The following is a 23,341-nucleotide window of genomic DNA, read 5'->3' on the forward strand; positions in this document are numbered from 1 at the left end:
TAGGGGTGTAGCTCAATTGGTAGAGTAGCGGTCTCCAAAACCGTTGGTTGCGGGTTCGATTCCTGCCGCCCCTGCCAGTTGGTCTTTAATGCTTGAATTAGCAGTACAAGACAGGGATGTGAGAAAATGGTTGCCCAAGAAACAGCGGTTCAAACCAATTCTTCGCGCTGGAAGAAATTTTTTCGCGAAGTAAAAGCGGAATTAAAAAAAGTATCTTGGCCTAGCAAACAAGAACTTGTTTCTAATACAGGAGTGGTATTTGTTGCTGTATTACTAGTTGCAGGTTTGATATGGGCAATTGATGCTGTATTTACCCAGTTATTACATTTTATTATCAAGTAGGCTAAGGGGGTGGGGACGTAAGTAGGCGTCCCTGAAGGTAATGGAATCTGAAAAAAATTGGTATGTAATCCATACATATTCTGGTTATGAAAACAAAGTAAAAGCTAATCTGGAACGTAAAGTCCATTCTATGGGCATGGAAGATGAAATCTTTCGGGTAGTAGTACCTATGGAAGATGAAGTTGAAATGAAAGATGGCAAAAAGAAGATTACTAAGAAAAAAGTTTTCCCCGGGTATGTTTTGGTAGAAATGATTGTCAATGATAAATCGTGGTATGTTGTACGCAACACGCCAGGTGTTACAGGTTTTGTTGGCTCTGGTACTAAGCCTATCCCGCTTACCGATGCCGAAGTGAAAAACATTCTTAAATCGATGGGCATTGAAGAGCTTAAGCCGAAGTTAAATATCGAAGTTTCTCAAGTAATTCGTATTACCTCTGGAGCTTTCGAAAATTGGACAGCCAAGGTGCTTGAAATTTATCATGACCGTAGCAAACTCAAAGTCCTTGTTGACATGTTTGGACGGGAAACACCAGTAGAATTAGATTTTTCTCAAGTAGAGAAAGTTTAAATAAAGTTCTTGAAACTTTATGATACAGGTGGGAGGGTAGAAATACCCGCAAAACCACATTATGTATATAAGGAGGTGTAAGCTAAAATGGCTAAAAAAGTTGTAAAACTTGTAAAATTGCAAGTTCCTGCTGGTAAAGCAACTCCAGCGCCTCCAGTCGGCCCTGCACTCGGTCAAGCTGGTGTGAATATTATGGCATTTGTTAAGGATTTTAATGAAAGAACCGCTAGTCAAGCTGGTCTTATTATTCCAGTTGAAATTACCGTATTCGAAGATAGATCCTTTACTTTTATAACCAAGACTCCGCCAGCTCCAATTCTGCTTAAGAAAGCTGCTGGAATTGAAACTGCTTCAGGAGAACCAAATAAGAAAAAAGTTGCTAAAGTATCTCGCGACAAAGTTCGTGAAATCGCTGAAGCAAAAATGCAAGATCTTAACGCTGCTTCTGTAGAAGCTGCTATGCGTATGATCGAAGGCACAGCCCGTAGTATGGGTATTGATATCGTAGACTAGTCTTTGATATCATGTGGGAGGATTTTCCGCTACACCACAATTATGAAGGAGTTTTTAATATGCCGAAACATGGTAAAAAGTATGAAGAAGCTGCTAAGCTGATTGAAGCTAACAAGTTATATGAAACTGAAGAAGCCATAGAACTTGCTAAAAAAACAGCTAGCGCTAAATTTGATGAGACCGTTGAAGTTGCTATTAAATTGGGTGTTGATCCTAAGCATGCTGATCAGCAAGTTCGTGGCGCTGTTGTATTGCCTCATGGCACTGGTAAAACCAAAACTGTTTTGGTTTTTGCTAAGGGCGAAAAGGCAAAAGAAGCAGAAGCTGCAGGCGCTGATTTTGTTGGTGCTGATGATTTGGTAGCTAAAATTCAAGGTGGTTGGACTGAGTTTGATGTAGCAGTTGCTACTCCTGATATGATGGGTACTGTTGGTCGTTTAGGTAAAGTATTAGGCCCTAAAGGTTTAATGCCAAACCCTAAAGTTGGTACAGTTACATTAGATGTTACTCGTGCTATTAATGAAATTAAAGCCGGTAAAATCGAATATCGTACTGATAAAGCTGGTAATATCCATGCACCAATTGGTAAGACATCTTTTGATAATGCAAAACTTATTGAAAACTTCCAAACTTTGGTTGATGTCTTGAACAAAGTGAAACCAGCTGCTGCAAAAGGACAATACATGCGTAGTATCACTGTGAGCACTACTATGGGTCCTGGCGTAAAAGTAAATCCACTTAAGGTCTCTACCAAGAGATAATTGTATGTAAGAAGCAAAGGGATAATCTTCGACGTTACAACTAAATAAATTATTTTGGCTGTAGACAGCAGGTATTGATAATGAACGAAAGTAAGATGAAAATCTTTCTTTGGAGTTCGCCTGCCGAGGTCGGGGATTATGACTGTAGCTTTTGCTATTAGCGACCTCCGGCTTTTATCTGCCGTGAGGTCGTTTAGTTTTTGTTAATCTTTTAAAGGAGGTGGATTTTAGTGGCTGTAACATCAGAAAAAATATCAATCGTTTCCGAACTTAAAGGGAAACTGTCTGCTAGTAAAGGTGCGGTATTAACAAATTACCGTGGTCTTACTGTGGCGCAAGATACTCAACTTCGTCGTAAATTACGCGAAGCTGGTGTAGAATACCGTGTAGTAAAAAATACTATGACACGGATTGCTGCTCAGGAAGTAGGTATTGAAGGTTTGGACGTTTATCTTGAAGGTCCAACTGCAATTGCTATATCTGAAACAGACCCAGTTGCTCCAGCGCGTGTAATTTCTGATTTCGTAAAAGAACATAAATTGAAAGCATTGGAAGTTAAAGCTGGTTTGTTGGAAGGTAAGGTTATTGATGCTGAAGGCGTTAAAGCTTTGGCAAACCTACCATCCCGCGAAGTTCTTCTTTCCCAAATGTTGGCTGGCATGCAATCTCCGATTGCTGGTTTTGTCAATGTTCTTCAAGGTTCTATCCGCAAATTCGTATATGCGCTTGAAGCTGTGCGCAAACAAAAAGAATCAGCTTAAAAAAATATAAAATTATAAAATTAACGGAGGTTTTTTAAAATGACTCAACAAGAAATTATGCAAGCTATTGAGAACATGAGTGTTCTTGAATTATCCGAATTGGTGAAAGCTCTAGAAGAAAAATTTGGTGTATCCGCTGCTGCTCCTGTGGCTGCTGCTGCTGCTCCTGTAGCTGCTGGTGCTGCTGCTGAAGAAAAAACTGAATTTGATGTTATCCTTACTAATGCTGGCGCTAGCAAAATCAACGTAATCAAAGTTGTTCGTGAAATCACAGGCCTTGGCTTGAAAGAAGCGAAAGAAGTAGTTGATGGCGCTCCTAAAGCAGTAAAAGAAAAAATTGCTAAAGCTGATGCTGACGCAATCAAAGCTAAGCTTGAAGAAGCTGGCGCAACTGTAGAAGTTAAGTAATTATAATTTAGTTTATATTACTAAATTTTAAAGTAAAAAATATAAAGAGTACCCATTGTGGTGCTCTTTATATTTTTTTTACTAAAAGTATTTTGTAAGTATTGACTAAGAAGCCTTATTGTGGTATCATTGTTCAATGCAAAGAATGTTTATTTTAGGGTAATATTTTTTTTATTGTGTGGGTATAAAAATTCGATTGGTAGGAAATAGTAATATATGGAGGATGGAATTTCGTTTCATCATGTAGACAAATGCAAGGTCTTTTATTTGACTGGAGAAACCTTGCTTTTTTTGTATTGTGGTGCCACCCTAAATTAATCGGTGCTGCTTGTTACCGTCTTTCACTGTATAATTATTATATTTTGCTTAATTGTTATATTATATTATGTGCCACGCAATAATGGATTATGTAAAGGTTTTATACCAGTGGCAGGATCTTGTCTTTTTAGTACATATGAATGAGAATGCTGCTAAGGTGTAGAGTTTAATTTGGGCTAAGGGGTGAAGGATTTAATGTTTAATCCTGTTCCGGTTGGCAAAAAAATCAGATATAGTTATGCCAAGATTAAAGAAGTACTGGACATGCCCAATCTGATTGAAATTCAGAAAAATTCGTATAACTGGTTTCTGAAGGAAGGGCTACAAGAGATTTTCCATGACATTTCGCCGATTCAAGACTTTACGGGTAATTTAGTATTAACCTTTGAAAAGTTTACATTAGGCGAAGCCAAGTATCACGTCGAAGAATGTAAAGAGCGGGACGTTACCTATTCTGCCCCTTTACGTGTTAATGTTCGATTAATTAATCGTGAGACTGGTGAAATTAAAGAACAAGAAGTATTTATGGGTGATTTCCCGCTAATGACCGAAAATGGTACATTTATCATTAATGGTGCAGAGCGGGTTATTGTTAGTCAGTTAGTACGCTCGCCTGGTGCGTACTATAATGAATCCATCGATGCGACAGGTAAAAAACTGTATAATTCTACAGTGATTCCTAATCGTGGTGCGTGGTTAGAACTAGAGACAGATGCCAATGATGTGATGTCTGTCCGTGTTGACCGTACACGAAAACTGCCAGCAACTGTATTGATTCGTGCCTTAGGTTACGCATCTAATGCTTCTATTGCTGAACTGTTCCATGATGATGTGCGAATTCGCGCCACGCTAGAACGGGATAACACCAATTCTAGAGAAGAAGCCCTAGTTGAAATATATAAAAGGCTTCGCCCGGGTGAGCCGCCTACAGTTGACAATGCTACTCAATTACTGGAATCCTTATTTTTTGATTCTAAGCGTTACGATTTAGCAACGGTAGGTCGTTATAAATTAACCAAAAAATTAGGCTGGCGCAGGCGTCTAATGGGTAAGACACTTTATCAACCAATCGTAAATGCTGAAACGGGTGAAGTAATCGTTGCTGCAGATACTATCGTGGATGAGAAAGTACTTGACCATATTGAGCAAAGTGGTGTGTTTGCAAGTGATGCCTTAATTGAAGTAAAAGTTAAATTAAAAGATGGTTCACCAGTTAAAATGCTGTGTAACCCTACTTTGCCTTATAATCATCGGACTATTACAAGAGAAGATATTTTAGCCTCGGTTAACTATCTTTTAAATTTGATGGATGGTTTTGGCAATGTGGATGACATTGATCATCTAGGTAATCGACGTTTACGTTCTGTAGGTGAACTTCTTCAAAATCAATTCCGTATTGGTTTATCTCGTATGGAACGGGTAGTAAAAGAACGTATGACCATTCAGGATGTAGATGTAATTACTCCTCAAGCTTTAATTAATATTCGTCCTGTCGTGGCTGCAATCAAAGAATTCTTTGGTTCTAGTCAGTTGTCTCAGTTTATGGATCAAACCAATCCATTGGCAGAGTTGACACATAAACGTCGCTTAAGCGCCTTGGGACCTGGTGGACTCAGTCGTGAACGCGCTGGCTTTGAAGTACGTGACGTACATCATTCTCACTATGGACGTATGTGCCCTATTGAAACGCCAGAAGGTCCAAATATCGGTTTGATTGGTTCTCTATCAACTTTTGGACGTATTAATGAGTTTGGCTTTATTGAAACTCCTTATCGGAAAATTGATAAGGATAACCGTATTGTGACAGAAGAAGTTCGCTATTTGACAGCTGACGAGGAAGATGAAGTCGTATGTGCTCAGGCGAATGAACCATTAGGAGAAAATAACTGGTTTGTTGAACCTAGGGTTACGGTACGTCATAGGCACGAAATTTTAGTCATTCCAGCTGAAAAAGTTGACTATATGGATGTATCTCCTAAGCAAGTTGTATCCATTGCTACTGCTATGATTCCATTTTTGGAAAACGATGATGCGAATCGTGCCTTAATGGGTGCGAACATGCAACGTCAAGCAGTGCCACTTTTAAGAACTCAGGCGCCACTTATTGGAACTGGGATGGAATATAAAGCCGCCCGCGATTCTGGTGTTTTGATTTTAGCAAAGAACGCTGGTGTAGTTGAAAAAGTTACTGCTACCGAAATACGGGTACGTACAGAACGTGGTACTTTGGATAACTATAAATTACTTAAATATTTGCGTTCCAATCAGGGAACATGCATCAATCAAAAACCAATCGTTTACAAAGGTGAGCAGGTAGAAAAAGGCCAGGTATTGGTTGATGGGCCTGCTACTGATCAAGGTGAATTAGCATTAGGTTTTAATGTCCTGGTGGCTTTCATGCCGTGGGAAGGTTATAACTATGAAGATGCGATTTTATTAAGTGAAAAAATTGTAAAAGATGATATATATACCTCCATACATATTGAAGAATATGAATGTGATGCCAGAGATACAAAACTAGGCCCAGAGGAGATTACTCGAGATATTCCAAATGTGGCGGAAGAAGTACTGAAAGATCTTGATGATCGCGGTATTATTCGTATTGGTGCGGAAGTACGTCCGGGGGATATTCTAGTAGGTAAGGTTACTCCAAAAGGCGAGACAGAACTTACCGCAGAGGAACGTTTGCTTCGAGCCATTTTTGGTGAGAAAGCCCGTGAAGTTCGTGATACGTCACTTAGGGTTCCACATGGTGAGGCTGGTAAGATTGTTGACGTTAAAGTATTTAGCCGGGAGAACGGTGATGAATTACCGCCAGGCGTGAATTTCTTAGTACGTGTATACATTGCCCAGAAACGTAAGATTTCTGAAGGTGACAAAATGGCTGGTCGCCATGGTAATAAAGGGGTTGTTTCACGTATTATGCGTGAAGAAGATATGCCTTTCTTGCCAGATGGTACCCCAGTACAAATTGTACTAAATCCACTGGGCGTACCGTCCCGTATGAATATCGGACAGGTACTTGAAACCCACTTGGGAATGGCTGCTGCTGCTTTTGGTATGCAAATTAGAACGAACTCTCCTGGCGTTGCAGACAGACTTAAAGAAGTAGGCTATGATGTTGATAAACATGGTCTGCCTAAACCTGGTATTGCTGGCATTAATCTAGCGACTCCAGTATTTGATGGAGCTCATGAGGAAGAGGTCTTTAGAACACTTAAGGCAGCTGGCCTTTCTGAGGATGGTAAAACTGTCCTTTATGATGGACGTACAGGGGAAGCCTTTGACAATCGTGTTACTGTAGGCTGGGTATACATGTTGAAATTAGCCCATTTGGTTGATGACAAGATTCATGCTCGTTCTACTGGTCCTTATTCTTTGGTTACCCAACAACCATTGGGTGGTAAAGCTCAATTTGGTGGTCAACGTTTCGGGGAAATGGAAGTATGGGCTTTGGAAGCATATGGTGCTGCCTATACATTACAAGAACTCTTAACTGTAAAATCCGATGATGTGGTCGGGCGTGTGAAAACCTATGAAGCGATTGTTAAGGGTGAAAACATACCTGAACCTGGAGTGCCTGAATCCTTTAAAGTTTTGATAAAAGAGCTGCAAAGTATCGGTCTTGATGTCAAAATTTTAAATGAAGATGCTCAGGAAATCATGATAGATGACATAGATGAAGATATTCATCAAGTGGCTAAGGAACTTGAGCTAAATATTGGCTCGCCAACGGCTGTGGCAGTGCCGCCTGATGAAGCACATACCCGCACTAAGGCTGAGTTAGAACCGGATGTTCTGGATGAATTCGAAGGTACTGATGAAATGGAACCCCTAGAGGAAGAATTAGATATTATCGCTGAAATCGGTGAGATGGATGAAGATAAGTTTGATTTAGACGATAGTGGTATTGTGGATGATCTTGAATTACCAGGCCGTAAATCGGTTAAAAAGGTAAAAGGTAAAGATAAAAAACAAACACAGCGTGACTTACTAGAAGAGATAGACGACGAGGAAATTGAGTAATTGGGTAAGGGAGTGATAACCCTTTGTTAGATGTAAACAATTTTGATTCAATGAGGATTGGATTAGCTTCTCCGGAGCAAATCCGCAAATGGTCATTTGGCGAGGTAAAAAAACCAGAGACCATAAATTACCGTACTCTTAAGCCAGAGCGTGAAGGTTTATTTTGTGAAAAAATATTTGGACCAACTCGTGACTGGGAATGTCATTGTGGTAAATACAAAAGAATTCGCTATAAAGGTATTGTCTGCGACCGTTGCGGTGTAGAAGTAACGCGTTCAAAAGTACGACGTGATCGTATGGGACATATCCAACTAGCAGCACCTGTATCTCACATTTGGTATTTTAAGGGTATCCCTAGTCGTATGGGGCTGATATTAGATATCTCGCCTCGTTCTTTAGAAAAAGTATTATATTTCGCTTCTTATATCGTACTTGATCCTGGTGATACACCGCTCATGAAACGTCAACTATTGACGGAAAATGAGTACAGGGATTACCGAGATAAATATGGTAATTCTTTCAAAGTTGGTATGGGAGCGGAAGCAGTTAAAAAGCTTCTTGAAGAATTAGATTTGGAGAAAATCTCCAAAGAATTAAAACAAGAGCTTAAAGAAGTTAGCGGCCAACGTAAAATTAGAGCGATTCGTCGTTTAGAAGTTACTGAGGCTTTCCGCAAATCGGGTAATCGTCCTGATTGGATGATCATGGATGTTGTGCCTGTTATTCCGCCAGAATTAAGACCAATGGTACAGCTAGACGGTGGTCGTTTTGCGACCTCTGATCTTAATGATTTGTACCGTAGAGTAATTAACCGCAATAATCGGTTAAAGCGTCTATTAGACCTAGGTGCTCCCGATATTATTGTGCGTAATGAAAAACGTATGTTGCAAGAAGCCGTTGATGCCTTGATTGATAATGGCCGTCGCGGTCGTCCTGTTACAGGTCCTGGTAATCGTCCTCTTAAATCCTTAAGTGATATGCTCAAAGGAAAACAAGGTCGTTTCCGTCAGAATCTATTAGGTAAACGGGTAGACTACTCTGGCCGTTCGGTTATTGTAGTTGGTCCTGAACTAAAGTTACATCAATGTGGTTTGCCGAAAGAAATGGCGTTAGAATTGTTTAAACCTTTTGTTATGAAAAAACTAGTGAATGCTGGTCATGCTCATAACATTAAGAGTGCTAAACGTATGGTAGAGAGGGTGCGCCCAGAAGTTTGGGATGTATTAGAAGAAGTGATTAAAGAACACCCAGTGCTCTTAAATCGTGCTCCTACCCTACATAGATTGGGGATTCAGGCATTTGAACCAGTATTGTCAGAGGGGCGCGCCATAAAACTTCATCCGTTAGTATGTACAGCATATAATGCGGATTTTGATGGTGACCAAATGGCGGTTCATGTACCACTTTCTGCGGAAGCACAATCAGAAGCCCGTATGTTGATGTTAGCTGCTCATAATATCCTATCAACCAAAGATGGTAAACCGGTGGTAACACCGACCCAAGATATGGTTCTAGGAGCATATTACCTCACCATGGAGAAAAAAGGCGATATCGGTGAAGGTAAGATAATGTGTGATATTAATGAAGCATTACTTGCTTATCATCAAAAAGAATTGTCCCTTCATGCCATAATTAAAGTACGTTTTCCAAAGTATGGTTTGGTAACTACTACTATGGGGCGTCTGATATTTAACGAAAACTTGCCTGAAGAAGTTCGCTATTTCTTCCAAAAAGATGGCGAATGGCATTTAGGTATTATGATGGATAAAAAAGAACTTGGTAAATTGGTAGCTGAAACCTATCGACAATTTGGTAATTCCAAAACAGCCGTAGTAATTGATAATGTTAAAAGACTCGGTTATGCTTTTGCTTGTCGTGCAGGTATGACAGTAGCTATTGCTGATATTAATATTCCTCCTGAAAAGAAGGATATTTTGGGTACTACCGAAGGTAGAGTTGATGTTGTCGACAAGCAATATCGTCGTGGTTTGATTACTGAAGATGAAAGATATAAGAAAACAATTGAACTATGGACGAAAGCTACTGATGATGTTACATCTGCGATGATGAACAATTTGGATAATTTTAATCCAATTTATATGATGGCTAACTCAGGGGCCCGTGGTAATATCCAACAGATTCGTCAGTTGGCTGGTATGCGTGGACTTATGGCTGATCCATCGGGACGAATTATTGACCGTCCAATCAAAGCAAACTTCCGTGAAGGTTTAACAGTACTTGAATACTTTATTTCCACTCATGGTGCTCGTAAAGGTTTGGCTGATACAGCACTTAGAACAGCCGATTCTGGTTATTTGACACGTCGTTTGGTTGACGTATCCCAAGATGTCATTGTTCGCGAAGAAGACTGTGATATTGTAGGAATTAATTTAGTACGTGAACGGGCACGATTGGCAAAATCCAGTGCTGGTGCGATTGAAGTATTGAGAGATACACTGTTAGGCCGAGTTTTAGCAGAAGATGTTCTTGATCCTAAAACTACGGATATACTGATTCCTCGTTCTACCATACTTGCAGATGATAGTTTGCGTATCATTGGCGAGCATGGAGTACCAGAAATTATATTACGTGGTATGTCAACTGTTATGGAAGAAGACATTAATGCATCTGCTTCTAACGAAACAATTGTGTTAGGCGCGCCGGAAGAAAAAATGCGCGAACTTCTTAAGAATGCTATGGTTCGTGAAATGTTGGGTAAAAACACGACAAATGCGATTACTGACAGTAATGGCGTTGAAATTGTTGCGGCAGAGACACCGCTTACTGAAGAAGCCATTGAGGCAGTTTTAGTGAGTGATGTACGCGAAGTGAAGGTTCGTAACAATAATATTAGGGGTATCGAGGTAGAAGCAATCACTGAAGGCTCTGGTGTTATCGAAGCCTTAAAAGATCGTATTGTTGGACGCTTTGTCGCAGAAGACATTATTGACCCTAAGACAGGTGAATATATCGTGAAAACCAATGATACCATCAATGAAGCATTGGCAGATCGTATCGTTGCTGTGCGTGAGCATGTATCCATTCGTTCCGTACTTACTTGTAGGTCTCAATTTGGAGTATGTATTAAATGTTATGGACGCAATCTAGCAACGGGGCATCCTGTTGATGTCGGTGAAGCAGTAGGTATTATTGCTGCTCAGTCTATCGGTGAACCTGGTACACAGCTTACTATGCGTACCTTCCATACTGGTGGTGTTGCTGGTGACGATATTACCCAAGGTTTGCCAAGGGTTGAGGAATTATTTGAAGCCCGTAAGCCAAAACGTCAAGCGATTATTACTGAAATTGATGGCGTAGCTGCTGTTGATGTAAAAGAAGTAAAAGGTATGCGTAAGATTACAGTAGTTCCTACTGTGGGCGAAGAACGTATTTATCCTATTCCTTATGGTGCTCGGATTATTGTGCGTGATGGACAGCAGATTATTGCTGGTGATCGCCTCACCGAGGGCTCAGTAAACCCACATGACATTTTGCGTGTCTGCGGTATTCAAGCGACACAAAGGTACTTGGTATATGAAGTACAAAAAGTATACAAATCCCAGGGTGTTGAAATTAATGATAAACATATCGAAGTAATTGTTCGTCAAATGCTCCATAAGGTGAAAACAGAGGAATCTGGCGACACTGAACTTTTACCAGGTGAATACATTGATACGAATACCTTTGAAGAAGAAAATGCAAAAGCAATTGAGGCAGGCGGTGAGCCATCTGTAGCACGTCCTATATTGCTTGGTATTACCAAAGCTTCTTTGGCAACAGACTCCTTCTTATCCGCGGCATCTTTCCAAGAAACAACTCGTGTACTTACGGAAGCTGCTATTAAGGGTAAAATCGATCCATTGCTTGGACTTAAGGAAAATGTTATTATCGGTAAGTTAATACCAGCAGGTACTGGTATGAGTCGTTATCGAAACATAAAACTTACCCATACAAAAAATGTAACGGTATAGTAGTAAAAAGGGGAACTTGATTTTTAAATCATGTTCCCCTTTTTTTATTCAAAATAAGGATAATGGCTTTATATAAGTAAAATGTTCTTCTTTGCTTTAGCCAATAGAAATCCTTAACTGTATTATCATAAAATATAAGATTTCACCAGATTATGAATTTTTTTTGACAAATTTTTTAAAAGTGATATAATAAATTTTGGCTATAAGAAAATCTAATATTTTCGCCTCTAAGTTTACAAAACATGGTAAAAATGACACACTCGGATGCGTGGTCATAAAAAAAGCCCACAAATATAGATAAAATAAGAATTTATTAAGAGATGTTTATTGACATTGTGTTTTGATAATGATAATATATTAGAGGGCCAGTTAGAAAATGCATTGGTTTGTTACGTAAGGGAGTGAACAATATGTCGCTCGAAATGTTAAAAACTGCAAAAAAGATAGTTGGTGTTAAGCAAGTGACCAAAGCTGTTGAAAAAGATTTGGTGCAAGTAGTTTATATTGCTCAAGATGCGGAACAACGCTTAATTGAACCTTTGCGAACGTTGTGTATTCGCAAAAAAACAGCAATAGAAATGACGCTTACCATGACTGAACTTGGTAAAACTTGTGGCATCGAAGTTGGTGCAGCAGCAGTAGCTGCTTTAAAGTAAAATGTAACCATGTTAAATGTTTTACCTTAAACTCAATGCTTGAGGTGAAATTTTTATATAATTAATCTAAGATAATTTGGAAGGGGGTGTATTGAATGCCAACAATTAATCAATTAGTACGTAAAGGTAGAGAGTCACTTATACAAAAATCTACTGCACCTGCTTTGAAAGAAAGCCCACAAAAGCGCGGTGTATGTACAAGAGTATATACAACTACTCCTAAAAAACCAAACTCTGCACTTCGTAAAGTGGCAAGGGTACGTTTAACAAATGGTATTGAAGTTACTGCCTATATCCCTGGTATCGGTCATAACTTGCAAGAACATAGTGTTGTGCTTATCAGAGGTGGTAGAATCAAGGATTTACCGGGCGTACGTTATCACATTGTTCGTGGTGCATTAGACACTGCTGGAGTGCAAAAACGTAGCCAAAGTAGATCAAAATACGGTACAAAACGTGCGAAGAAGTAAAATTTAATTAGATAACCCTGGAAAAGGAGGGGATAATATGCCAAGAAAAGGACCTGTTACAAAACGCGATGTATTGCAAGATCCGGTATACAATTCTAAAATTGTTACTCGATTTGTAAATAAAGTAATGTTAGATGGTAAGAAAAGTGTTGCTGAAAATATTGTGTATGATGCATTCGATATTATCCGGGCTAAAACCGGCAAAGATCCATTAGAGGTTTTTGAAACAGCAATGAAAAATGTTATGCCAGTTCTGGAAGTGCGTGCTCGCCGTGTTGGTGGTGCTAACTATCAAGTTCCGATCGAAGTACGTGCAGATCGTCGTTTGTCACTTGGGATTCGCTGGTTGGTGAATTACTCAAGACTACGCGGTGAAAAAACTATGCGTGAAAGACTTGCTGCTGAATTAATTGATGCTTCCAATAATACTGGTGCTACAATTAAGAAAAAAGAAGATACGCATAAAATGGCTGAAGCCAATAAAGCTTTTGCACATTATCGCTGGTAATTTTTAATGTTTCTAAACAGTAAGGAGTGATGATAGTGGCCAGAAAATTCTCGCTAAATAATACACGTAATATTGGTATTATGGCACATATTGACGCTGGCAAAACCACTACGACTGAACGGATACTGTTTTATACTGGCAAAGTACACAAAATCGGTGAAGTGCATGAAGGCGCTGCGACAATGGATTGGATGGTACAAGAACAGGAGCGGGGTATTACAATTACTTCTGCGGCTACTACTTGTGAATGGTCTGGACATCGCATTAACATCATTGACACACCAGGACACGTGGACTTTACTGTAGAAGTAGAGCGCTCACTCAGAGTGTTAGATGGATCTGTAGCTGTATTTTGCGCTAAAGGTGGCGTAGAACCACAATCAGAAACCGTTTGGCGTCAAGCTGATAAATATGGTGTGCCACGTATGGCATACGTTAATAAAATGGATATTCTAGGTGCTGATTTTTACCGAGTTGTCGATATGATGAAAAATCGTTTAGGTGCAAATGCAGTGCCAGTTCAACTGCCAATAGGCTTGGAAAATGGTTTCAAAGGGTATGTTGATTTGGTACAAATGAAAGCGGTTGTTTATACAGATGACCTTGGTAAATTTAGTGAAGCTGCCGATATTCCAGAAGACATGCAAGAGCATGTGGCTGAATACCGTCAAGGTCTTTTAGATGCAGTTGCAGAAAGTGATGACGAACTCATGATGAAATATCTTGAGGGCGAAGAATTTACTTTAGAAGAGATCTATGCTGGTATTCGTAAAGCTACGATTGCTTGTAAAATGACTCCTGTTTTATGCGGATCTTCCTATAAGAACAAAGGTGTGCAGCCGTTATTGGATGCAGTTATTGCATACATGCCGGCACCTACTGATGTTCCAGCTATTAAAGGGATTAATCCTGATACAGAAGCAGAAGACGAACGTGCAGCTGATGACAGCTTGCCATTCTCAGCTTTAGCATTCAAAATCATGGCTGACCCTTATGTAGGTAAGTTAGCATTCTTCAGAGTATACTCCGGCGAACTTTCTTCCGGGTCTTATGTATATAATTCCACTAAAGGAAAGAAAGAACGTATTGGACGTATCTTGCAGATGCATGCAAATCACCGTGAAGAAATCGAAAGAGTATACACAGGCGATATCGCTGCTGCTGTAGGACTTAAAGATACTACTACTGGTGATACTTTATGTGATGACAAAAACCAAATTATTCTTGAGTCCATGGTTTTCCCTGAACCAGTTATTTCGGTAGCTGTTGAACCTAAAACCAAAGCTGACCAAGAAAAAATGGGTATCGCACTGCAACGTTTGGCAGAAGAAGATCCTACATTCCGTGTGAATACAGATCAAGAAACTGGTCAAACCATTATTGCTGGTGTTGGTGAATTGCATTTAGAAATTATCGTTGACCGGATGCTTAGAGAATTTAAAGTGGATTGTAGCGTGGGTAAACCTCAGGTTGCTTATCGTGAAACTATCCGCAAAAAAGTTAAATCCGAAGGTAAATTTGTTCGTCAGTCTGGTGGTCGTGGACAATATGGTCATTGTTGGTTGGAAATTGAACCTCTTGAACCAGGTCAAGGTTTCATCTTCGAAAGTAAAGTTGTCGGCGGTTCCATTCCAAGAGAATATATTGCACCTATCGGAGCTGGTTGTAAAGAAGCTATGGATAATGGGGTTTTAGCGGGTTACCCTATGGTAGACATTAAAGTAACTGTACTTGAAGGTTCTTACCATGATGTTGACTCCTCTGAAATGGCATTTAAAATAGCTGGTTCAATGGGCTTTAAAGCTGGTTGCGCAAAAGCCGGTGCTGTAATCTTGGAACCATACATGAAAGTAGAAGTTATTGTTCCAGAAGAATACATGGGCGATGTAATTGGCGATTTGAACTCACGTCGTGGACGCATAGAAGGTATGGAAGCAAATAACGGCTCCCAATCCATCAAAGCATTTGTGCCATTGGCTGAAATGTTTGGTTATGTAACTGACTTACGTTCAAAAACTCAAGGTCGCGGTAACTACTCAATGGGCTTTGCTCATTATGATGAAGTACCAAGAAGTATAGCTGAAGCGATTATCGCCAAAGTAAAAGGCGTATAATCCTGGAGAAATAAAGGAGGCAAAAATACAATGGCAAAGAAAAAGTTTGAAAGAAATAAACCACATATTAACATTGGAACAATTGGTCACGTCGATCATGGTAAGACATCTTTAACAGCTGCAATTACTATGACTCTTTCCAAACATGGTGGCGGAGAATTCATGGCTTATGACATGATCGATAAAGCTCCAGAAGAAAGAGAACGTGGTATTACAATTAATACAGCTCACGTTGAGTATGAAACTGAAAAACGTCACTATGCTCACGTTGACTGCCCAGGCCATGCTGATTATGTAAAAAACATGATCACTGGTGCTGCACAAATGGATGGAGCGATTCTAGTAGTAAGTGCTGCTGATGGCCCTATGCCACAAACACGTGAACATATTCTATTGTCTCGTCAAGTAGGCGTACCTTCAATGGTAGTGTTCTTGAACAAAGCTGACTTGGTTGATGATGAAGAATTAATCGAATTAGTTGAAATGGAAGTTCGTGAACTTCTTTCCAGCTATGATTTCCCTGGTGATGATATTCCTGTAGTTTGTGGTTCCGCTGTACAAGCACTTAACTGCGGTTGTGCAAGTCGCGAATGCAAATGGTGCGGTAAAATATTCGAATTAATGGATGCGGTAGATGAATACATCCCAACTCCTGTTCGTGCAACAGACAGACCTTTCTTGATGCCTGTTGAGGACGTGTTCACGATTACTGGTCGTGGTACAGTTGCTACTGGCCGTGTAGAACGTGGCGAAATCAAAGTTGGCGACAACATTGAAATCGTTGGTATGACTGAAAAGCCTAGAACTGTTGTTGTAACAGGCGTAGAAATGTTCCGTAAATTGTTGGATTCAGCAGTAGCTGGTGATAACATTGGTGCATTATTACGTGGTGTTGAGCGTAAAGATATCGAGCGCGGTCAAGTATTGGCTAAGCCTGGTACAATTAAACCTCACACAAAATATAAAGCAGAAGTATACGTGTTGTCTAAAGAAGAAGGCGGCCGTCATACTCCATTCTTTACAAACTACCGTCCACAATTCTACTTCCGTACAACAGATGTTACTGGTGTAGTACATTTGCCAGAAGGTGTAGAAATGGTAATGCCTGGTGACAACATTCAAATGTCAATTGAGTTAATTACTCCAATTGCAATTGAAGAAGGTTTACGTTTCGCGATTCGCGAAGGTGGCCGTACTGTTGGTGCTGGCGTAGTAACTGCTATTGAAGCGTAATGAACTTATTGGGGCGGCTATAGTCAGCCGCCCCAATAAAACTGGTTTTTATTCTATAAGTATGCGATGACGTGAAAGGTTGCCTGCAGGCTGCAGGGGGAATTTTCACGGAGAATGTCCGTTCTAGAAACTGGGCGATAAGGAGGAAATACAATGGCTAAACAACAAAAAATCAGAATTCGTCTTAAAGCGTATGATCATAAAGCACTTGATCAAAGTGCGGTAAAAATAGTGGACACTGCAAAAAGAACAGGTGCTATGGTTTCCGGGCCAATTCCACTTCCTACGGAGAAAAATATTTTCACTGTCTTGCGTTCACCACATGTCAATAAGGATTCCCGGGAACAATTTGAAATGCGTACCCACAAACGTCTGATTGACATTCTTGAGCCGACTTCCAAGACCGTTGATGCGTTAATGCGTCTGGATCTTCCGGCTGGTGTTGACATTGAAATCAAGCTGTAGGAGGAGGTGTAATAATGGCTAAAGGAATTTTAGGTAAAAAACTTGGTATGACACAAATTTTTACTCCAGATGGTAAAATGGTTCCTGTAACTGTAATAGAAGCAGGTAACAGTGTCGTGTTACAAAATAAAACTGTTGAAAATGATGGCTACAATGCGGTGCAGTTGGGTTTTGGCACTGTTAAAGATAAAAGCGTTACTAGCCCAATGAAAGGTCATTTTGCCAAAGCAGGCGTTAAACCTGTTAAGCTTATTCGCGAAATTAGATTGGCTGAAGCGTCTGAATATACTGTTGGTCAAGAAATTGGCGTAGATATATTCGCTGAAGGCGATATAGTTGATGTTACTGGTACTGCAAAAGGTAAAGGTTTTGCTGGTGTTATCAAACGTTGGAACTTTAGACGTGGACCTATGGCCCATGGTTCTAAATCACATCGCGAGCCAGGTTCTATGGGACCTAGGATGAGCGGCGGCGGCGGTAAAGTATTCAAAGGCAAAAAATTACCTGGTCGCATGGGTAATCAAAAAGTTACGGTACAGCGTTTGACTGTTGTTAGAGTAGATGCTGAACGGAATTTGATTTTGATAAAAGGCGGTATTCCTGGTCCTAAAGGTAGCTTTATGATGATTAAGAATACTGTAAAACCTAAAAAATAATCTCGCGGGTTCGCTGGTTTGTGGTTAGTTAAGCTCGCTTCAAATCTCGAACCTCGAACCACGAAAGGAGGATGTGCTATATGCCGAAAGTAGCAGTATATGATATCACTGGTGCAAAAACTGGTGAAATGGAATTAAATGATAGCGTTTTTGGTGTTGAAGTTAATGAATCCGTACTACATCAAGCAGTAGTAATGCAGCTTGCTAGTCAACGTTTAGGTACAGCTTCAACTAAAACTAGAGGTCTAGTACGTGGCGGTGGTAGAAAACCTTGGAAACAAAAGGGCACAGGTCGTGCGCGCGCTGGTAGTACCCGTTCCCCAATTTGGGTAGGTGGTGGTACTACATTTGGTCCGCAACCTCGTTCTTATGCGTTCAGCATGCCAAGAAAACAACGTCGTCTAGCAATTAAATCTGCTTTAACTGCAAAACTTCAAGATGGAGAATTGGTAGTAGTAGACAGCATTGCTTTTGATGCACCAAAGACTAAAAATGTAATCGACATGTTGAGTAGTTTTAACACTACAAGCAAGAAAAACTTAATCATTACTGGTGAAATGTTGGAAAATGTTGAAAAGTCAGCACGAAATATTCCTGGCGTTAAAGCAATTCCCGCTGCCAGTAGTTTAAATGTATATGATCTTTTGTATCATGACAAAGTGTTTGTTACTAAAGATGCAATCACCCGTATTGAGGAGGTGCTAGCCTAATGCAAAATTTGCGCGATGTACTTATTCGTCCGCTTGTTACTGAGAAAACCACTGCTATGATGGAAGAAAACAAATATACTTTCGTTGTACCATTGAGAGTTAATAAAGTTGAAATACGTCAAGCAGTAGAACAAATTTTCAAAGTAAAAGTACTAGCTGTGCACACCGTTCGTGTGATGGGTAAAACCAAACGTATGGGCAAGACACAAGGTAAGCGTCCAGATTACAAGAAAGCAATTGTAAAACTGGCTCCTGGTCAGAATATAGAATTCTTTGAAGGTGTGTAATCTGAAATTTATTAAGAAGGAGGGGCAACAATGGCAGTAAAAAGCTTTAAACCTTATACTCCAAGCCGAAGATTTATGACTGCGTCTAATTTTGAAGAAATTACCGCAGATAAACCAGAGCGTTCGCTAGTTGAGCGTCTACAACAACATGCTGGCCGTAATAACCAAGGTCGTATGACTGTTAGACATCAAGGCGGCGGCCATAAACGCCTGTATAGAATTATTGATTTTAAACGTAATAAAGACGGAATCGTAGCGAAAGTAGCTACTATCGAGTATGATCCTAATCGTTCTGCTCGCATCGCTCTACTTCACTATGCAGACGGCGAAAAACGTTACATTTTGGCTCCTAATGGCCTAAAAGTTGACGATAAAGTTATGAGTGGTCCTGAAGCGGATATTAAAGTAGGTAACGCGTTACCAATTAAAAATATTCCTGTAGGTACTCAACTTCATAATATCGAACTTAAAATCGGCAAAGGCGGACAAATGGTTCGTTCTGCTGGTGCATCTGCACAGCTCATGGCAAAAGAAGGCGAGCATGCACTTTTAAGATTACCATCTGGTGAACAACGTAAAGTGCATATTAATTGTAAAGCAACCATTGGCCAAGTGGGTAACTTGGAACATGAAAACATTACAATTGGTAAAGCTGGTCGTTCTCGTTGGCTTGGCATTCGTCCTGCTAACCGTGGTGTTGCGATGAATCCGATTGATCATCCACATGGTGGTGGTGAAGGTCATTCCCCAGTTGGACGTAAACATCCTGTTACACCTTGGGGTAAACATGCTTATGGTGTTAAAACTCGTCGTAATAAAACATCGAATAAGATGATTGTTAAAAGACGTACGAAGTAATTAAAGCCTGAGTTTACGGGCTAACTGGATAGAGAAGGGAGGCTAATCAAGTGTCCAGATCAATTAAAAAGGGACCTTATGTTCATCCGAGTGTGATGAAGAAAATTGATGCAATGAATGCAGCTGGTGAAAAGAAAGTTATTAAGACCTGGTCGCGTAGTTCTACCATTCTTCCTAATTTTGTCGGACATACCGTTGCAGTACATGATGGACGTAAACACGTACCTGTCTATGTTACTGAAGATATGGTAGGTCACAAACTAGGTGAGTTTGCACCTACTCGCACATATAAAGGGCATTCTGGTTCGGAAAAATCCACATCATTACGGTAATGTGGTGAAAGTTACTGGAAGGGGGTTAGTATATGGAAGCTAAAGCAATTGCAAGACACATTCGCATTGCTCCACGTAAAATTCGAGTTGTTATTGACTTGATTCGTGGTAAAAACATTGGTGAAGCTTATGCAATTTTGAAACATACGCCGAAAGTTGGATCTGAAGTTCTATTGAAATTACTCCAATCGGCGATTGCAAACGCAGAACACAATTTTGATATGAATTCCGATAAACTTTACGTTTCTGCAGCGTATGTTGACCAAGGACCTACATTAAAACGTATTCATCCGCGGTCACGTGGGCAAGCTTTTAAAATTTTAAAACGCAGCAGTCATGTAACAGTTGTTGTAAACGAAAGATAACTAGCGAAGGAGGGAAACAAAGTGGGTCAAAAAATTCATCCTCATGGGTTACGCCTTGGGATCATTAAGACTTGGGATGCTAAGTGGTATGCTGGTAAAGACTTTGCTGATAATTTGCATGAAGATATTAAAATTCGTAAATTTATCAAAACAAAAGCTTTCACCGCTGGTATATCCAAAGTAGTTATTGAACGAGCTGCTAACCGTGTTAAAGTTGTTATTCATACTGCAAAACCTGGTATGATCATTGGTCGTGGTGGCGCCGGTATTGAAGAGTTGAAAAAGAACTTAAAAACGCTTACTGGTAAGCAAGTTGATATAAACATTGCGGAAGTTAGACAACCAGATATGGATGCACAATTGGTTGCAGAAAATATTGCTGCTCAATTGGAAAGACGTATTGCTTTCCGCCGTGCTATGAAACAATCGATCCAACGCACTATGCGTATGGGCGCAAAAGGTATTAAAGTAATGTGTGGCGGTCGTTTAGGCGGCGCTGAGATTGCTAGAAGTGAAGCTGCCCGCGAAGGTAGTATTCCTCTTCACACTCTTAGAGCTGACATTGACTATGGTACAGCTGAAGCTCATACTACTTATGGCTTAATTGGCGTAAAAGTATGGATTTATAAAGGCGAAATTTTGCCAGAAGTAAAAAAAGCCGCTGCCGCTGTTGAAGGGAGCGAAAAATAATGCTACTGCCAAAAAGAGTGAAACATCGTAAACAATTCCGCGGTCGTATGAAAGGTAAAGCCCAAAGAGGCAATACCGTAAGTCATGGCGAGTTCGGTTTGGCAGCGTTAGAACCAGCTTGGATTACTAACCGTCAAATTGAGGCAGCTCGTATTGCAATGACTCGCTACATTAAACGTGGTGGTAAAGTTTGGATTAAAATATTCCCAGATAAACCGATTACAGCAAAACCTGCTGAAACTCGTATGGGTAGTGGTAAAGGTTCAACCGAATACTGGGTAGCAGTCGTTAAACCAGGTCGTGTAATGTTTGAAATGGATGGCGTTAGCGAAGAAGTGGCTAAAGAAGCTATGCGCTTAGCTGCTCATAAACTTCCTATTAAAACAAAGTTTGTTAAACGGGAAGCTGTTGCTGAACCGCAAGAAGAAGTGGGTGGTGAAGTACATGAAGGTTAAAGATTTCCGTGAAATGAACGCAACTGAACTTAACCAGAAAATAGCTGTACTTAAAGAAGAATTATTTAACCTCAGATTTCAACTAGCTACTGGTCAGTTGGAAAATCCTATGCGGATTAAAGAAGTTAAAAAAAGTATTGCTAGAGTTAAGACAATTCAGCGCGAACAAGAAATGAAACAAGCGTAGCGTTCTAATAAACGTTCTTAAGTAATAAAGCCGTTAATAGTAAGTAAGAACGGAAGGAGGCTAATTGGACGTGAGTGAAAGAAATGACCGTAAGGTTAAAATAGGTAAAGTAATTAGCGATAAAATGGATAAAACCATCGTTGTAGCTATTGAACGTTTGGAACAACATCCTCTTTATAAGAAATCAATAAAGAAGACTGTTAAATTTAAAGCTCATGATGAAAACAATGATAGTCATATTGGCGATATTGTAGAGATCATGGAAACTCGTCCGCTGTCTAAAGATAAGCGCTGGAGAGTTGTGGAAGTTATTGAAAGAGCTAAATAAGTGAGGTTTGGAGTTCGCAGTTCGAAAAATTGAACCTCGGACCTCTAACCTCGATAAGGAGGGAACAGGATGATTCAACAACAAACAATCCTTAATGTTGCTGATAACAGCGGTGCGAAACAAATCATGTGCATCAGGGCATTAGGCGGTTCTTACCGTAGATATGCTAACATTGGTGATGTTATTGTTGCAGCAGTAAAAGCTGCTTCTCCAGGCGGTGCAGTTAAAAAAGGTGATGTAGTAAAAGCCGTAGTAGTTCGTTCAAGAAAAGGCTTACGTCGCCCTGATGGTTCTTACATCCGCTTTGATGAGAATGCCGCAGTTATTATTAAGGAAGATAAAAGCCCTAGAGGGACTCGTATATTTGGGCCAGTAGCGAGAGAACTGCGTGAGAAAGATTTTATGAAGATTATCTCGCTGGCGCCGGAAGTAATCTAAGTTAGGAGGTATCCGGAATGTCAGAAGCGAAAAAATTACACGTCAAAAAAGGCGATAAAATTGTTATTTTGTCTGGTAAAGATAAAGGAAAATCAGGCAAAATAATCCAAGCATTGCCGAAAAAGAGTAAAGTTGTAGTAGAAGGTCTTAATACAGTAAAACGTCATACAAAACCTTCACAAAACTTGCCTCAAGGCGGAATTATCGTAAAAGAAGCTCCGTTACATTCAGCAAAAGTTATGCTGGTGTGCCCTGCTTGCGATAAACCAACACGCATTAAAAAAACGTCTCTTGCAAGTGGAGCATTCGTTCGTACTTGTAAAAAATGTGGCGAAGTTATTGATAAATAATCACGCAGAAAGGAGGTAACTACACTTGTCCAGAATGAAAGAAAAGTATAGTGATGAAGTAGCCAAAGCGTTAATGGAAAAATTTGGTTACAAAAACATTATGGAAATTCCTAAAATTGAAAAAGTGGTTTTAAATATGGGCGTAGGAGAAGCAGTTAGCAATCCTAAAGTCCTAGATGTTGCAATCAATGATATGACGATTATTGCCGGTCAAAAACCAGTAGTAACTCGTGCAAAAAAATCAATTGCTGCATTTAAAGTCCGTGAAGGTATGCCAATCGGCGCTAAAGTTACCCTGCGTGGGCAACGTATGTATGAGTTTTTAGATAAACTATTAAACATTGCATTACCACGTGTTCGCGATTTCCGCGGCGTTAGCCCAAAATCTTTTGATGGTCGTGGTAACTATTCTATGGGGATTAAAGAACAATTAATATTCCCTGAAATTGAGTATGACAAAGTGGATAAAGTTCGTGGTATGGATATTATTATCGTAACCACTGCGAAAACGGATGAAGAGGCACGCGAACTGTTAAAGCTTATGGGCATGCCGTTCAGTGCGTAAAAG

Annotated in this window: 27 protein-coding genes and 1 tRNA gene; all 28 read left to right on the forward strand. The window is 40.0% G+C overall.

The window, feature by feature from the left end:
* The first annotated feature begins 1 nt into the window (after position 1).
* A tRNA-Trp gene (locus UFO1_RS02825) sits at positions 2-77 on the forward strand.
* Positions 78-126: 49 nt separating this feature from the next.
* Positions 127-342 (forward strand): preprotein translocase subunit SecE, encoded by a 216-nt coding sequence (secE, locus tag UFO1_RS02830; RefSeq protein WP_038667693.1) that lies wholly within the window; start codon positions 127-129, stop codon positions 340-342.
* Positions 343-382: 40 nt separating this feature from the next.
* Complete coding sequence (nusG, locus tag UFO1_RS02835) at positions 383-913, forward strand: transcription termination/antitermination protein NusG (RefSeq protein ID WP_038667695.1); 531 nt, start codon at positions 383-385, stop codon at positions 911-913.
* Between the two features lie 87 nt (positions 914-1,000).
* On the forward strand, positions 1,001-1,426 hold the full coding sequence (gene rplK, locus UFO1_RS02840) for a 50S ribosomal protein L11 (protein ID WP_038667698.1): 426 nt from the start codon (positions 1,001-1,003) through the stop codon (positions 1,424-1,426).
* A 59-nt stretch (positions 1,427-1,485) separates the two neighbouring features.
* On the forward strand, positions 1,486-2,187 hold the full coding sequence (gene rplA, locus UFO1_RS02845) for a 50S ribosomal protein L1 (RefSeq protein WP_038667702.1): 702 nt from the start codon (positions 1,486-1,488) through the stop codon (positions 2,185-2,187).
* A gap of 230 nt (positions 2,188-2,417) precedes the next feature.
* Positions 2,418-2,948 (forward strand): 50S ribosomal protein L10, encoded by a 531-nt coding sequence (gene rplJ, locus UFO1_RS02850; protein WP_038667705.1) that lies wholly within the window; start codon positions 2,418-2,420, stop codon positions 2,946-2,948.
* Positions 2,949-2,987: 39 nt separating this feature from the next.
* Complete coding sequence (gene rplL, locus UFO1_RS02855; protein ID WP_038667708.1) at positions 2,988-3,356, forward strand: 50S ribosomal protein L7/L12; 369 nt, start codon at positions 2,988-2,990, stop codon at positions 3,354-3,356.
* A 513-nt stretch (positions 3,357-3,869) separates the two neighbouring features.
* Positions 3,870-7,700, forward strand: coding sequence for a DNA-directed RNA polymerase subunit beta (gene rpoB, locus UFO1_RS02860; protein ID WP_038667710.1), 3,831 nt, complete (start codon positions 3,870-3,872; stop codon positions 7,698-7,700).
* Between the two features lie 23 nt (positions 7,701-7,723).
* Positions 7,724-11,671: a DNA-directed RNA polymerase subunit beta' gene (gene rpoC, locus UFO1_RS02865; RefSeq protein WP_038667713.1), complete on the forward strand. Its 3,948-nt coding sequence runs from the start codon at positions 7,724-7,726 to the stop codon at positions 11,669-11,671.
* A 410-nt stretch (positions 11,672-12,081) separates the two neighbouring features.
* A complete protein-coding gene (locus UFO1_RS02870) occupies positions 12,082-12,327 on the forward strand; it encodes a ribosomal L7Ae/L30e/S12e/Gadd45 family protein (RefSeq protein WP_038667716.1) in 246 nt (81 codons plus the stop codon).
* A gap of 95 nt (positions 12,328-12,422) precedes the next feature.
* Entirely contained in the window at positions 12,423-12,797 is a 375-nt protein-coding gene (rpsL, locus tag UFO1_RS02875; protein ID WP_038667719.1) for a 30S ribosomal protein S12, read from the forward strand.
* Between the two features lie 37 nt (positions 12,798-12,834).
* Positions 12,835-13,305 carry a 30S ribosomal protein S7 gene (rpsG, locus tag UFO1_RS02880; protein WP_007937795.1) on the forward strand — a complete coding sequence of 157 codons (471 nt, stop codon included), beginning with the start codon at positions 12,835-12,837 and terminating at the stop codon, positions 13,303-13,305.
* A 35-nt stretch (positions 13,306-13,340) separates the two neighbouring features.
* Positions 13,341-15,419, forward strand: a complete 2,079-nt coding sequence (fusA, locus tag UFO1_RS02885; RefSeq protein ID WP_038667723.1) for an elongation factor G — start codon at positions 13,341-13,343, stop codon at positions 15,417-15,419.
* Positions 15,420-15,449: 30 nt separating this feature from the next.
* The gene (gene tuf, locus UFO1_RS02890) at positions 15,450-16,652 is read left to right on the forward strand and encodes an elongation factor Tu (protein ID WP_038667690.1); all 1,203 of its coding nucleotides are present in this window, start codon (positions 15,450-15,452) and stop codon (positions 16,650-16,652) included.
* A 153-nt stretch (positions 16,653-16,805) separates the two neighbouring features.
* The gene (gene rpsJ / locus UFO1_RS02895) at positions 16,806-17,117 is read left to right on the forward strand and encodes a 30S ribosomal protein S10 (protein WP_007937730.1); all 312 of its coding nucleotides are present in this window, start codon (positions 16,806-16,808) and stop codon (positions 17,115-17,117) included.
* A 14-nt stretch (positions 17,118-17,131) separates the two neighbouring features.
* Positions 17,132-17,773, forward strand: a complete 642-nt coding sequence (gene rplC, locus UFO1_RS02900; RefSeq protein ID WP_038667726.1) for a 50S ribosomal protein L3 — start codon at positions 17,132-17,134, stop codon at positions 17,771-17,773.
* An 80-nt stretch (positions 17,774-17,853) separates the two neighbouring features.
* The gene (gene rplD, locus UFO1_RS02905; protein WP_038667729.1) at positions 17,854-18,483 is read left to right on the forward strand and encodes a 50S ribosomal protein L4; all 630 of its coding nucleotides are present in this window, start codon (positions 17,854-17,856) and stop codon (positions 18,481-18,483) included.
* Complete coding sequence (gene rplW / locus UFO1_RS02910; protein ID WP_038667732.1) at positions 18,483-18,770, forward strand: 50S ribosomal protein L23; 288 nt, start codon at positions 18,483-18,485, stop codon at positions 18,768-18,770. Before rplD ends, rplW begins: the two co-directional genes overlap by 1 nt.
* Before the next feature lie 30 nt (positions 18,771-18,800).
* Positions 18,801-19,628, forward strand: coding sequence for a 50S ribosomal protein L2 (rplB, locus tag UFO1_RS02915; protein ID WP_038667735.1), 828 nt, complete (start codon positions 18,801-18,803; stop codon positions 19,626-19,628).
* Between the two features lie 50 nt (positions 19,629-19,678).
* Positions 19,679-19,960 (forward strand): 30S ribosomal protein S19, encoded by a 282-nt coding sequence (gene rpsS / locus UFO1_RS02920; protein ID WP_038667738.1) that lies wholly within the window; start codon positions 19,679-19,681, stop codon positions 19,958-19,960.
* Between the two features lie 32 nt (positions 19,961-19,992).
* Positions 19,993-20,325: a 50S ribosomal protein L22 gene (gene rplV, locus UFO1_RS02925; protein ID WP_038667741.1), complete on the forward strand. Its 333-nt coding sequence runs from the start codon at positions 19,993-19,995 to the stop codon at positions 20,323-20,325.
* Positions 20,326-20,346: 21 nt separating this feature from the next.
* On the forward strand, positions 20,347-21,015 hold the full coding sequence (gene rpsC, locus UFO1_RS02930; protein ID WP_038667744.1) for a 30S ribosomal protein S3: 669 nt from the start codon (positions 20,347-20,349) through the stop codon (positions 21,013-21,015).
* The gene (rplP, locus tag UFO1_RS02935; protein ID WP_038667748.1) at positions 21,015-21,470 is read left to right on the forward strand and encodes a 50S ribosomal protein L16; all 456 of its coding nucleotides are present in this window, start codon (positions 21,015-21,017) and stop codon (positions 21,468-21,470) included. Before rpsC ends, rplP begins: the two co-directional genes overlap by 1 nt.
* Positions 21,460-21,657: a 50S ribosomal protein L29 gene (rpmC, locus tag UFO1_RS02940; protein WP_038667751.1), complete on the forward strand. Its 198-nt coding sequence runs from the start codon at positions 21,460-21,462 to the stop codon at positions 21,655-21,657. Before rplP ends, rpmC begins: the two co-directional genes overlap by 11 nt.
* Positions 21,658-21,727: 70 nt before the next feature.
* Complete coding sequence (gene rpsQ, locus UFO1_RS02945; protein ID WP_038667753.1) at positions 21,728-21,985, forward strand: 30S ribosomal protein S17; 258 nt, start codon at positions 21,728-21,730, stop codon at positions 21,983-21,985.
* A 69-nt stretch (positions 21,986-22,054) separates the two neighbouring features.
* Positions 22,055-22,423 carry a 50S ribosomal protein L14 gene (rplN, locus tag UFO1_RS02950; RefSeq protein ID WP_038667756.1) on the forward strand — a complete coding sequence of 123 codons (369 nt, stop codon included), beginning with the start codon at positions 22,055-22,057 and terminating at the stop codon, positions 22,421-22,423.
* A 17-nt stretch (positions 22,424-22,440) separates the two neighbouring features.
* Positions 22,441-22,773, forward strand: coding sequence for a 50S ribosomal protein L24 (gene rplX / locus UFO1_RS02955; protein WP_038667759.1), 333 nt, complete (start codon positions 22,441-22,443; stop codon positions 22,771-22,773).
* Between the two features lie 25 nt (positions 22,774-22,798).
* Positions 22,799-23,338 (forward strand): 50S ribosomal protein L5, encoded by a 540-nt coding sequence (rplE, locus tag UFO1_RS02960; protein WP_038667762.1) that lies wholly within the window; start codon positions 22,799-22,801, stop codon positions 23,336-23,338.
* Positions 23,339-23,341: the final 3 nt, after the last annotated feature.

Source organism: Pelosinus sp. UFO1, assembly GCF_000725345.1.
GTDB lineage: Bacteria > Bacillota > Negativicutes > DSM-13327 > DSM-13327 > Pelosinus.